The organism is Rahnella sp. BIGb0603 (assembly GCF_024808755.1).
GTDB lineage: Bacteria > Pseudomonadota > Gammaproteobacteria > Enterobacterales > Enterobacteriaceae > Rahnella > Rahnella contaminans.
In genome coordinates, this window is record NZ_JANUEX010000008.1 from 22,720 (window position 1) to 35,299 (window position 12,580).

Genomic DNA, 12,580 nt, shown 5'->3' on the forward strand with positions numbered 1-12,580 from the left:
CCTTATAAATTTGGACGCATTAACTCCATAAACACCATAACAACCTTTATCCCTGCGGCCTTAATTTGAACAACCTCACATCCGCCTGACCGGCCATTTTCATATGCTCAGATCATCAATAAGAAAAGTATTACCAAGAAAGAGGCAATGCCATGAGCACAACCGACGATTCCTACATCGCTGTCAACAAAACAAAAGCTTCCGGCCTGTCTGCCAGACAAAAATGGTGGCACATTCTGGATAACTACAAGATAGGGATTATTCCGCTGCCGTTTTTCCTGCTGGCGGGCGTGCTGATCCTGCTGGATTGCCTGAACGGCAAACTGCCCAGCGATATCGTTGTGATGGTCGCGACGCTGGCCTTCTTCGGCTTTGCCTGTGGCGAATTTGGAAAGCGGCTGCCGGTGGTCGGCAAACTCGGCGCGGCGGCGATTTGCGCCACCTTTATTCCGTCCGCGATGGTGCATTACGGTCTGCTGCCGGACGTTGTGGTCGATTCCACGGTCAAATTCTATAAATCCACCAACATTCTCTATCTCTACATCTGCTGCATTATTGTCGGCAGCATCATGAGCATGAATCGCCAGGTGCTGATCCAGGGCTTTATGCGGATCTTCGTGCCGATGCTGTGCGGGGAAGTGGTCGGGATGATCGCCGGAATGGCGATGGGTACCGCGTTAGGTTTACCACCGGTGCAAACCTTCTTCTTCCTGATCCTGCCTATCATGGCCGGTGGCGTGGGTGAAGGCGCGATCCCGCTGTCGATGGGCTACGCGACTATCCTGCATATGGAGCAGGGCGTGGCGCTGGGGCGTATTCTGCCGATCGTGATGCTCGGCGGCCTGACAGCGATTGTGCTGGCGGGCGTACTGAACCAGCTGGGGAAACGTTATCCGCATCTCACCGGCGAAGGTCAGCTGATGCCGTCGAAGAAAGGTGAACTCGGCAGCGGGACTGATGAATTCGAAGGAAATCCGGGCGTGAATGCGCTGGCCTGTGGTGCGCTGCTGGCGATCCTTCTGTACATGGTCGGGATGCTCGGACAGAAATGGATCGGCCTGCCCGCGCCGGTCGGTATGTTATTTGCGGCAGTGCTGGTGAAACTGGCTAACGGCGTGTCACCGACCATTCAGCACGGCTCGATGACGGTATATAAATTCTTCCGCACCGCGGTGACTTATCCGGTGCTGTTCGCGGTGGGCGTGGCGATTACGCCTTGGCAGGAACTGATCAACGCGTTTACCGTGCAAAATCTGCTGGTGATCGTGACCACCGTGCTGGCGCTGGTCGGCACCGGTTTTTACGTCGGGAAAAAAATCGGTATGCATCCCATTGATGTGGCGATTGTTTCCTGTTGCCAGAGCGGGCAGGGCGGCACCGGCGACGTGGCAATTCTGACGTCCGGCAATCGTATGACGCTGATGCCTTTCGCACAAATCGCCACCCGTATCGGCGGTGCGATCAACGTTTCCGTCGGGCTTTTCGTGCTGGCGAAGTTCTTCTCCTGAGTTCCTTCCGCCCCCTTTTTCCGTTAAAGGGGGCAAACCTGCAAAAATTAGAAAGTCTCATTTTGGACTCGTTTTGGGGTGGTTATTTTTTGCTCATCGGTTATTATTTGCGCACTCAACGAAGAGTCACCCGCCCCGTTCGCTGGTCTACAGGTAAGGATAAAATCTATTTTTGAAAAAAGAACGTTCGTATGTTTCGCATTAAAACCCTGGTTTATTTTTTATTATTGATAGTCTCTTCATTCTTTAGCATTAATTCCTTTGCCTTCGAATTGCCAAAGGAATTCACGTCTCTCGGGAAAAAGAATTATTCCCATAAAGAAATTTTTAAATTACATAACGAAGCGCCTTTATCCGCAGATAATGGCAATCCTGATGAAATTAAAACGGCATTATTATCTCAGTATTCCCATTGGAAAGGCACTCAGTACCATCTGGGGGGCACGACCCACAAAGGCGTGGACTGCTCAGCGCTGATGCAGCATCTGTTCAATGACTCCCTGCATCATCCGTTGCCACGCACGACGTTTGAGCAAATTAAAAATGGCAAAAAGGTGAATAAAGATAACCTTCAGCCCGGTGATTTAGTCTTTTTCAAAACAACAGAGGCCGATCGCCATGTGGGTGTTTATATTGGCGATAATCAGTTTATTCATGCTTCTAAAATTGAAGGGGTGACGATATCGTCACTGGATAATCAGTATTGGGTCAACCATTATGAAACAGCGCGACGTCTGGAATTAATGAGTTAACACTTATAAATTAAAAAGGCGGATTAATACTCTCCGCCCTTTAATTACTGATTATTTATCTGACGATGTTTGCCACAAATTTAACTGACCGTCTGAGACATGCTGATCAATCGCCGCCAGCTCTTCGGTGGTGAAGCGCAGGTTTTCCAGCGCCCTGACGTTTTCTTCCAGCTGTTCAGGACGGCTGGCACCAATCAGCACAGACGTCACGCGATCGTCTTTCAGTAACCAGCTCAGCGCCATTTGCGCCATGCTCTGACCGCGCTTCTGCGCCATTTCATTGAGCAAACGCAGACTGTTCAGATTCTCTTCTGACAGCATTTTTGCATTCAGCCCGCGCACTTTATTGCCTTCCACCTGCATGCGCGAACCGTCCGGGATCCCGTTAAGGTACTTACCGGTGAGCAGCCCCTGAGCCAGCGGCGTGAACGCGATGCAGCCCGCGCCGTTTTGTTTCAGCGTATCCAGCAGGCCGCTTTTATCCACCCAGCGGTTCAGCAGATTGTAAGACGGCTGGTGGATCAGCAGCGGCACTTTCAGCTCGCGCAGCAGTTCCGCCATTTTCTGCGTACGTTCCGGCGAATAAGACGAAATCCCGACATACAGCGCCCTGCCGCTTTGCACCGCATACGCCAGCGCAGCCGCGGTTTCTTCCATCGGCGTTTCTTCATCCACGCGGTGGGAATAGAAGATATCAACGTAATCCAGCCCCATGCGTTGCAGGCTTTGATCGAGACTCGCCAGCAGATATTTGCGCGAGCCACCGGAGCCGTACGGACCCGGCCACATGTCATAACCGGCTTTAGTCGATATGATCAGTTCATCGCGGTACGGGGCGAAATCCTGTTTCAGCAACCGGCCAAAATTTTCTTCGGCAGAACCCGGAGGTGGCCCGTAGTTATTCGCCAGATCAAAATGCGTGATGCCCAAATCGAAGGCTTTTTGCAGCAATGCTCGCTGGGACTCCAGCGGGCTGACATGGCCGAAGCTGTGCCATAAACCGAGAGAAAGTGCAGGGAGTTTTAAACCACTCTGACCGCAGCGGCGGAATTGCATGGTTTCATAGCGTGAAGTTGAGGGCTGATACAACATGATGTTTCCTTTTCTAATGGCGTAGGGTTTTGAAACACTGTTTCTATACTAACGCTGAGAAAAATAACGGCAACATCAGAAAGTGAGGTTTTAGCTCCCTCCCCTGCGAAGGGGAGGGCGGGGGTGGGGTATTAATGGCTTCTCAGTCGCCGCGTCGTCTGCGAACCAACACCCCATCCCAACCTTCCCCTCGTGTGAGGGGAAGGAGCACAAGCAGCCCTTCGCAAGGAGCTGTTTAGAAATCCCAGTCCTCGTCTTCAGTATTCACGGCTTTGCCGATCACATACGACGATCCGGATCCGGAGAAGAAGTCGTGGTTTTCGTCGGCGTTTGGCGATAACGCGGAAAGGATCGCCGGATTCACATCCGCCATGCTGGCCGGGAACAGCGCTTCGTAGCCCAGATTCATCAGCGCTTTGTTGGCGTTGTAATGCAGGAATTTTTTCACGTCTTCGCTCCAGCCCACGCCGTCGTACAGTTCTTCGGTGTAGCGGATCTCGTTGTCGTACAAATCCTGAATCAGATCAAACGCCTGCTCTTTGATCTGCCGCTGACGTTCTTCGCTTTCCAGCGCCAGCGCTTTCTGGAACTTATAGCCGATGTAATAACCGTGAACGGCCTCATCGCGGATGATCAGACGGATCAGATCCGCGGTATTCGTCAGCTTGGCACGGCTCGACCAGTACATCGGCAGATAGAAACCGGAGTAGAACAGGAACGATTCGAGGAACACGCTGGCGACTTTCTTCATCAGCGGATCTTCGCCGTCGTAATACGACAAAATGATCGCCGCTTTATTTTGCAGCGCGACGTTTTCTTCGCTCCAGCGGTAAGCCTCATCCACGTCCACGGTGGCGCACAGCGTCGAGAAAATCGAGCTGTAAGAACGCGCATGCACCGCTTCCATAAAGCAGATATTCGAGTAAACCGCTTCCTCGTGTGGCGTCACCGCGTCTTTCATCAGCGTCGGTGCGCCGGCCACGTTCTGTACGGTATCGAGCAGCGTCAGGCCGGTAAACACGCGGATGGTCAGCTGTTTCTCCTGCGCACTCAGCGTCGCCCATGACGGAATATCGTTCGACAACGGCACCTTTTCAGGCAGCCAGAAATTCGACGTCAGACGGTTCCACACTTCGAGGTCTTTATCATCCTGAATTTTGTTCCAGTTGATGGCTTTGCTGACCGGCTGCGGTACTAACAATTGTTTTACTGCGCTCATTTTTAAATCCTTTCAGTCAGTTACAGCGTGCAGGAAACGCAGCCCTGAACTTCGGTGCCTTCCAGCGCCATCTGGCGCAGACGAATGTAATAAATGGTTTTGATGCCTTTTCGCCAGGCGTAAATCTGCGCTTTGTTGATGTCTCGCGTGCTGGCGGTATCGCGGAAGAACAGCGTCAGCGACAGCCCCTGATCGACGTGCTGCGTCGCTTCGGCGTAGGTATCAATGATTTTTTCCGGACCGATTTCGTACGCATCCTGGTAGTAATCCAGATTGTCGTTGGTCATAAACGCTGCCGGATAATACACACGGCCAATTTTGCCCTCTTTGCGGATTTCCACGCGGGACACAATCGGGTGAATACTTGAGGTCGAATTATTGATGTAAGAAATCGAACCGGTGGGCGGCACCGCCTGTAAATTCTGGTTATACAGCCCGTGCTGCATCACAGAATCTTTCAGCGCTGCCCAGTCTGCGGTGGTCGGAATCGCGATTCCGGCGTCAGTAAACAGCTCACGCACGCGGTCAGTTTTCGGCTGCCATTTCGCGGCCAATGCCTCATCGACATATTTGTCGAAATAAGCGCCGCTGGCGTAAGTTGAATCTTTGAAACCTTTAAATGACTGCTGACGTTCGATAGCGATCTGGTTCGACGCACGGATCGCATGGAAAGCCACAGTGCAGAAATAGATGTTGGTGAAATCCAGACCTTCTTCTGAACCGTAGTAAATACGTTCGCGGCAAAGATAGCCGTGCAAATTCATCTGCCCGAGGCCAATGGCGTGGGAATCCTGATTCCCCTGATCGATAGACGGCACCGAGCGGATGTGACTCATGTCCGACACCGCCGTCAGCGCGCGTACCGCCATTTCAACGGTATTGCCGAAGTCCGGGGAATCCATGGCTGAGGCAATATTCAGTGAGCCGAGATTACAGGAAATATCCTTGCCAATTTCCTGATAAGACAGGTCTTCGCCGTAGAGGGTCGGCGAATTCACCTGCAAAATCTCCGAACACAGGTTGCTCATATTGATGCGACCTTTGATCGGATTGGCGCGGTTTACCGTGTCTTCAAACATCATGTACGGATAGCCGGATTCAAACTGAATTTCCGCCAGCACCTGGAAGAATTCGCGCGCGTTGATTTTGCTTTTGTGAATGCGTTTGTCATTCACCATTTCGCGGTATTTCTCGCTGATGCTGATTTCAGACATCGGCACGCCATAGACCTTCTCGACGTGATAAGGCGAAAACAGGTACATATCTTCGTTGTTCTTCGCCAGTTCAAAGGTAATGTCCGGAATGACCACGCCGAGCGACAAGGTCTTAATTCGAATTTTTTCGTCGGCGTTTTCGCGTTTGGTATCGAGGAAACGCAGAATATCCGGGTGATGGGCGTTCAGATACACCGCGCCCGCGCCCTGACGTGCACCCAGCTGATTGGCATAAGAGAAGGCATCTTCCAGCATTTTCATGATCGGAATGACGCCGGATGACTGGTTTTCGATACGCTTAATTGGCGCGCCGACTTCACGGATGTTGGTCAGCATAAACGCCACGCCGCCGCCGCGTTTGGAAAGCTGCAACGCCGAGTTCACCGAGCGACCAATGGATTCCATGTTGTCTTCAATGCGCAACAGGAAGCAGGAAACCAGTTCGCCGCGCTGTTTTTTGCCGCAGTTGAGGAACGTCGGCGTAGCAGGCTGGAAGCGGCCGGAAATTATCTCATCGACAAAATGGCGGGCGAGCTGAATATCGCCGCGTGCCAGTGTCATCGCCACCATGCATACGCGGTCTTCGTAACGTTCCAGATAGCGTTTGCCGTCGAAGGTTTTCAGCGTGTAACTGGTGTAATACTTGAATGCGCCCAGAAAGGTCTGGAAGCGGAACTTTTTGGCGTAAGCCTGTTTGAATAACGCCTTAATGTCTTCAAAAGCATATTGATCCAGCACGGCGGCTTCGTAATAGCCCTCCTCAACCAGATAACGCAGTTTCTCGGCCAGATTATGGAAGAACACCGTGTTCTGGTTGACGTGCTGCAGGAAGTATTGGCGCGCGGCCAGGCGGTCTTTATCAAACTGGATCTGACCGTTCGCGTCGAACAGATTCAGCATCGCGTTGAGCGCGTGATAGTCCGGGCTGCGGGTGCCGGGGTCGGTGATTGCTAGTTCTGTCGCTGCCAAAATTCTGTTACTCCCTGTCTGACCTTTGCAACGTCTTCCGGCGTTCCCAGCAATTCAAAGCGGTACAGGTAAGGCACCTGACACTTCTGGGAAATAATGTCGCCGGCAATGCAATACGCTGCGCCGAAGTTGGTGTTCCCGGCGGCAATAACACCGCGGATGAGTGAACGGTTATGTTCATCGTTCAGAAAACGGATCACTTGTGCGGGCACCGCGCCTTTGGCCGATCCGCCGCCGTAGCTCGGCACCACCAAAATGTACGGTGAGTCAACGCGCAATTTTTCAGGCTGTCTGTCTGTCGGGATGCGGATCGCCGGCAATCCTGTTCTGCCGACGAAGCGATGGGTGTTTTCTGAACTGCTGGAAAAATAGACCAACGGATTCATCCGCCTGCCCTCAGAACGCGTTCTGAAGCTGGCGCAGGGCGCTGATCTTGTCCGGGCGGAAACCAGACCAGTGGTCGTCACCGGCCACAATCACCGGCACCTGCTGATAACCCATCGCGCGAACCTGCCCGAGCGCCTGATCATCCTGAGTCAGATCGACAACCTGGTAAGCGATGCCTTGTTTATCTAATGCACGGTAAGTCGCGTTGCACTGGACACAGTCTGGTTTACTGTAAATAATAATGCTCATGATTCGTATTTCCATCTAGTAAGAAATCAGAGACAATTTTTGCCTGTCCGCTGTGTGGCTGTTTCAGCCGGGGAAAGGCGCGAGAGTCGGTGCCATCGTGGCGTCCCGATGGATTGAATACTAGATGTGGTGATTTAAATTTTCAACCACACAATATGTAGTTTTTCCAGTTTTGCTTATTGCAAAAACGACAAAGCCCGCAGGAAGCGGGCTGGCGGGGAGAAACTTTTTTGGTTCAGATTTTTGCGCAACGGATTGTTTAAAAAATGCACTGCGCAAAGTGTGAAACTTACTGGCGCATACCCACAGCAAGACGGTTAAACGCATTCATCAGGCCGATAGCAAAAGTCAGTTCTGAAATTTCCACGTCGCTGAAATGTGCTTTCAGTGGTTCAAAGGCGCTGTCCGGTGCACCGGTGGCGGCAATTAGCGTCAGCGATTCTGACCAGGCCAGCGCCGCACGTTCACGTTCTGAATACGCGTGGCTGACCTGCCAGCCCGCCAGCTGATCCAGCTTAGTTTGCGCGACGTCCATTTTGCGCAGCGCTTTGGAATGCATATCCAGGCAATAGGCGCAGCCGTTAATTTGCGAAACACGCAGGAAGGCCAGTTCGATAATCACGTTATCCAGCGGACCGTTTTCCAGTGCGCCGAGCGCCGCTTTCATCGGCTCCATCACGGAAGAAGACAGAGAATAGTAAGGCAGGCGAAGTGCAGTCATGATGATTTCCTCTGGGATTTTTTGAAGTAAATTTTTCAGCAAAGAGTGACGCATCGTGCGTCTCAGTGACCGCTACTTTACGCTTCGTATGGTCTATACTACAGGGCCATAAAATACCTATTTAAGCAGGTCATGATGCGCGGCTTCAGTCTTTCCTTTCAGCTCGATCCCCGGCGCAAAGCACCGCTTTACCGCCAGATTTATCAGCGGGTTAAACAGGCGATCATGGCCGGGCAACTCAAGCGTGACAGCCGCGTGCCGTCGGTGAGGGCGCTGGCCAGTGAACTCGGCGTGGCGCGCGCGACGGTGGAAAATGCCTATGGCCTGCTGATGGCGGAAGGTTTTTTGCAAAGCCGCGGACAGGCCGGAACGGTGGTCAGCGCGCCGGAAAGCTTATCCGTCCCCGCGCCAGCGCCGGTCAGGAAGAACGCCGCATCTGATCCCATCAACCCGATGTTGCCTTCAGTATCTTCGCTGCCTTTTCAGCTCGGCCTTCCGGCGCTGGATGCGTTCCCGCGTGCTATCTGGTCGCGCATTGTCTCAAGGCAAATCCGTCACACCAGCATGAATGATTTAGGCCATCCGCCGCTGGCGGGCACCGACGGATTGCGTAATGCGGTCGCACGCTATCTGCAACTTTCCCGAGGATTTACCTGCCGCCCGGAACAGGTCTTTATCTGTGGCGGATACGCACCGGTGCTGGATTTGATCATCGGCAGCCTGTTACAACCCGGTGATGGCGTGTGGCTGGAAGACCCCGGTTATCCGGTGACACAGGCATTCTTTCGTGCGGCAGGGGCGGTTGCCAGGGCGGTGAAAGTCGATGATGAGGGCATGGATGTTCCGCAGGCTGTTAAGCAGTTTTCTGCTGCACGGTTTGCCGTCGTTACGCCCGCTCATCAGAGTCCGACCGGTGTGACCATGAGTTTAGCGCGACGCATGGCGCTGCTTGAGTGGGCGGCGAAACAGCAGGCGTGGATTATCGAAGATGATTACGACAGCGAATTCCGTTATCACGGCCAGCCGCTGCCTTCTCTGAAAAGTCTGGATACGCAGGGAAGGGTTATTTACGCAGGAACATTCAGCAAAGTGATGTTTCCGGCGCTCCGTTGCGGTTATGTGGTGGTGCCGGAAAGTCTGGTGGAAAAAATCGGGGCCTATTGCCCGCTGCGAATTTGCGGCACGCCACCTCTGATACAAAGCAGCATTGCGGAGTTTATCGAACAGGGACATTTCTACCGGCATCTGAAACGTATGCGCCAACTGTATGCTGAACGTCGTGGTTATCTCGAACAGGCGCTGACGGCGAAGTTTCCGGCGGACATATTGCGGGTGAATCAGCAGGCTGGCGGCATCCAGCTATCCACCAGTCTGAGTGCTCATCTCGATGATTCCCTGATCGCCAAAAACGCCCGCGAACAGGGACTGGCGGTACAGGCGCTTTCCGACTGGCAGGTTAAGTGGCGTGAGCGTAGCGATGCGTTGCGCCCGAACGGACTGCTGATGGGATTTCCGAATATCAGCTCGCAGGAGCATGCCAGCGGGCTGGTGCAGCGTCTGGCCGACGTCCTTGAAAACAGCCGCTGATCAGTGCGGCATCCGTCGGGCGATCAGGGTAAATTTATAATCATCGGTGCGGAAGGTATTGCGGCTGAATTCAAATACCGTGCCGTCCGCCAAAAATCCCTTCGAGATCTTCTGCAAAATCGGCTGATCAGCCGCCACGCCCAGCAGTGACACCATCTCTTTGGTCGGCATCAACGGAATAATTTCCTGTTCGCTGCGGTCAATCACCAGATGTTTGGTCTGCTCCATCCAGGCATATTTTGACCCCTGCATCACTTCGTAGGTCAGATCAGGAAAGAGTTCCAGCGGCATCCAGGTTTCTTCCAGTGTGACGGGTTTGCTGACAATAAAGCGTAGCCGTTTAATGTAATAAACCCGCGCCTGTTCAGATAACGCCAGCGCTTCGGCGATACCGATCGGCGGCTTAAGGATGGAGAATGCCAGCACCTCGCTGTGCGACGGCCTGTCCAGAGGCTGTAACTTCTCATCAAAGCTGGTCAGCTGATAAATATCGTAATTGACCTTTGCTTCCTTCACGTAAGTTCCGCTGCCCTGCACACTTTCCAGCACATCCTGTTCCACCAGCAGCTTAATCGCCTGCCGTACCGTCACCCGGCTGACGCCAAACTGCTCGCGCAGTCGTAATTCCGTTGGCAGCGCGTCGCCTGTTTTGATTTCTCCGCGCTGGATTTGATCGCGGATCTGCGTCGCGATCTGGCGGTAAAGTGGCTGATTACTCACGTTTCAGGTTCCTTCAGAGCAGTTTAGGCAGAGTGTAGCAGTTCGTCCGTCCCGGCAAAAACAATACAACTGAACGAAAAATCTTCTATCTGGATCACATTCAGTCCATGCCTCTTTGTTGTTTAATACAAATACAATACAACAATAATACAAATATTGATGTTTCATCGATTCAGACAGGACAACTTTATGGATCTGACATTACTGACCTCACCCGAACTGATACATCTCAACACCACTTTTGCCAGCCGCGAACAGGCGATCGCTTTTCTTGCTCAGCGGCTGGATCAGCAGGGGATCCTTAATCATGCGCAGGATTTCCTGCATGCAGTTTCTGAACGCGAGACTGAAGGCCCGACCGCGCTGGGCGAAGGGCTGGCCGTTCCGCACGGTAAATCTGCCAGTGTGAAGCGTGCCGCTTTTGCGCTGGCGACACTGCGGCAACCGCTGCTCTGGCAGGGTGTGGATGGCGATGAGCCGGTGAATATGATCTTTCTGCTGGCGATCCCTGAAGCCGAAGCGGGATCGACTCACATGCAGTTACTGACGGCGCTGACCACGCGGCTGGTGGATGATGAAACCCGTGCTGCATTGCTGGCAGCGCGCGATGCACAGGAGGTACTGACATTATTACGGGAAGAGGCTGCGCCGGAAATTGATGACCCGCAGGCTTTGCCTGAAGAGACACCGCTGGTGGTCTGCGTGACCGCCTGTCCGGCAGGCATCGCGCACACGTATATGGCGGCTGAATATCTGGAAAAGGCGGCTAAAAAATTGGGTATTCGCGTACATGTTGAAAAGCAGGGCGCTAACGGCATTGAGGATCCCATCACTGCCGCTCAGTGCGATCGCGCCGTGGCCTGCGTTTTCGCCGCCGAAGTGGCAGTCAAAGACAGTCAGCGCTTCGACGGGATCCCGTGCATTAGGGTACCGGTGGCAGAGCCTATCCGCCGTGCTGAAGCCTTGCTGCGACAGGCGCTGGCGATGCAGCGTAAACCCGGCGAAACACTGGGATCCGCGCCGGTAAAGCCGCCGGAAAACAGCGTGAAGGCAGATTTGAAGCAGGCGTTGCTGAGCGGAATTTCCTTTGCCGTACCGATGATTGTGGCCGGCGGCTCGGTGCTGGCGGTGACAGTGCTGATCGCACAGCTGTTTGGCTGGCAGGAACTTTACGCGCAAAAAGAGTCGTGGTTGTGGATGTACCGCCAGCTTGGCGGCGGTATGTTGGGCATTCTGATGGTGCCCGTGTTGTCGGCTTACACGGCGTATTCGCTGGCGGATAAACCGGCCCTGACGCCGGGGTTTGCCGCCGGACTGTGCGCCAACATGATCGGCGCAGGATTTCTCGGTGGTGTGGCGGGCGGGCTGATTGCCGGTTACGTCATGCGCTGGATGAAAAAGCACGTCCGGCTGAGTGCCAGTTTCAACGGCTTCCTGATGTTTTACCTTTATCCGGTATTCGGAACGCTGATTACCGGCAGCATTATGCTCTTTGTGATTGGTGAACCCGTCGCGTTGCTCAACAGCAGCCTGACCGTGTGGCTGAACGGATTATCCGGCAGTAACGCGATTGTCCTTGGCGCGCTGATTGCTTTCATGTGCTCTTTCGATCTGGGCGGGCCTGTCAACAAAGCGGCCTACGCTTTTTGTCTTGGTGCGATGGCAAACGGCGTTTACGGTCCGTATGCCATTTTCGGGGCCACCAAAATGGTCTCGGCTTTCACCGTGACCGCTTCAACTGTGCTCGCGCCACACCTGTTCAAATCCTTTGAAGTCGAAACCGGAAAATCCACCTGGCTGCTCGGCCTGGCGGGGATCACTGAAGGGGCGATCCCGATGGCAATTGAAGATCCGCTGCGTGTTATCGGCTCCTTCCTGACCGGATCCGTTGTCACGGGCGCGATTGTCGGCGCGGCAGGGATCGGCCTTTCCACGCCGGGTGCGGGCATTTTCTCCCTGTTTCTGCTCCACGACGGCGGATTAGGCGGGTGGCAGGCGGCGGCAGTCTGGCTGGGCGCGGCGCTGGCAGGCACGGTGATTTCCACGCTGGTTTTGCTGAGCTGGCGGGGCTACGCCGTACGCCGCGGGCAGTTCTCCGGTGACGCTCCTTCTTCTTAAACTCCCTCATTTATTCACATTGCGCCCTGCCTTGCAGGGCATGA

Annotated in this window: 11 protein-coding genes; 4 read left to right on the plus strand and 7 right to left on the minus strand. The window is 53.8% G+C overall.

Annotated features, from left to right (window positions below; all coding sequences use genetic code 11):
* Positions 1 to 152 precede the first annotated feature (152 nt).
* Positions 153 to 1,508, plus strand: coding sequence for a 2-hydroxycarboxylate transporter family protein (locus M2403_RS19555; RefSeq protein ID WP_208951940.1), 1,356 nt, complete (start codon positions 153 to 155; stop codon positions 1,506 to 1,508).
* Between the two features lie 191 nt (positions 1,509 to 1,699).
* Positions 1,700 to 2,260 (plus strand): NlpC/P60 family protein, encoded by a 561-nt coding sequence (locus M2403_RS19560; protein ID WP_259230604.1) that lies wholly within the window; start codon positions 1,700 to 1,702, stop codon positions 2,258 to 2,260.
* A 51-nt stretch (positions 2,261 to 2,311) separates the two neighbouring features.
* On the opposite strand, the gene mgrA is transcribed toward M2403_RS19560, so the two are convergent.
* The 6 genes from mgrA to M2403_RS19590 all read right to left on the minus strand — a co-directional run bounded on the left by mgrA (position 2,312) and on the right by M2403_RS19590 (position 8,111).
* Positions 2,312 to 3,352 (minus strand): L-glyceraldehyde 3-phosphate reductase, encoded by a 1,041-nt coding sequence (mgrA, locus tag M2403_RS19565; protein WP_259230605.1) that lies wholly within the window; start codon positions 3,350 to 3,352, stop codon positions 2,312 to 2,314.
* 235 nt (positions 3,353 to 3,587) lie between these two features.
* Complete coding sequence (gene nrdF / locus M2403_RS19570) at positions 3,588 to 4,571, minus strand: class 1b ribonucleoside-diphosphate reductase subunit beta (RefSeq protein ID WP_120508967.1); 984 nt, start codon at positions 4,569 to 4,571, stop codon at positions 3,588 to 3,590.
* Positions 4,572 to 4,591: 20 nt separating this feature from the next.
* A complete protein-coding gene (nrdE, locus tag M2403_RS19575) occupies positions 4,592 to 6,754 on the minus strand; it encodes a class 1b ribonucleoside-diphosphate reductase subunit alpha (RefSeq protein ID WP_259230607.1) in 2,163 nt (720 codons plus the stop codon).
* A complete protein-coding gene (nrdI, locus tag M2403_RS19580) occupies positions 6,736 to 7,140 on the minus strand; it encodes a class Ib ribonucleoside-diphosphate reductase assembly flavoprotein NrdI (RefSeq protein ID WP_152324864.1) in 405 nt (134 codons plus the stop codon). Before nrdI ends, nrdE begins: the two co-directional genes overlap by 19 nt.
* A 10-nt stretch (positions 7,141 to 7,150) precedes the next feature.
* Positions 7,151 to 7,390, minus strand: coding sequence for a glutaredoxin-like protein NrdH (gene nrdH, locus M2403_RS19585; RefSeq protein WP_259230608.1), 240 nt, complete (start codon positions 7,388 to 7,390; stop codon positions 7,151 to 7,153).
* A gap of 289 nt (positions 7,391 to 7,679) precedes the next feature.
* Complete coding sequence (locus M2403_RS19590) at positions 7,680 to 8,111, minus strand: carboxymuconolactone decarboxylase family protein (protein ID WP_152324865.1); 432 nt, start codon at positions 8,109 to 8,111, stop codon at positions 7,680 to 7,682.
* Positions 8,112 to 8,246: 135 nt separating this feature from the next.
* Between M2403_RS19590 and M2403_RS19595 the strand changes: the two genes are divergently transcribed.
* Positions 8,247 to 9,698: a PLP-dependent aminotransferase family protein gene (locus M2403_RS19595; protein ID WP_259230720.1), complete on the plus strand. Its 1,452-nt coding sequence runs from the start codon at positions 8,247 to 8,249 to the stop codon at positions 9,696 to 9,698.
* Here M2403_RS19595 and M2403_RS19600 read toward each other — a convergent pair whose 3' ends face one another.
* Positions 9,699 to 10,418 (minus strand): GntR family transcriptional regulator, encoded by a 720-nt coding sequence (locus M2403_RS19600; RefSeq protein ID WP_259230609.1) that lies wholly within the window; start codon positions 10,416 to 10,418, stop codon positions 9,699 to 9,701.
* Between the two features lie 189 nt (positions 10,419 to 10,607).
* Between M2403_RS19600 and mngA the strand changes: the two genes are divergently transcribed.
* A complete protein-coding gene (gene mngA / locus M2403_RS19605) occupies positions 10,608 to 12,536 on the plus strand; it encodes a PTS 2-O-a-mannosyl-D-glycerate transporter subunit IIABC (protein WP_259230610.1) in 1,929 nt (642 codons plus the stop codon).
* Positions 12,537 to 12,580: the final 44 nt, after the last annotated feature.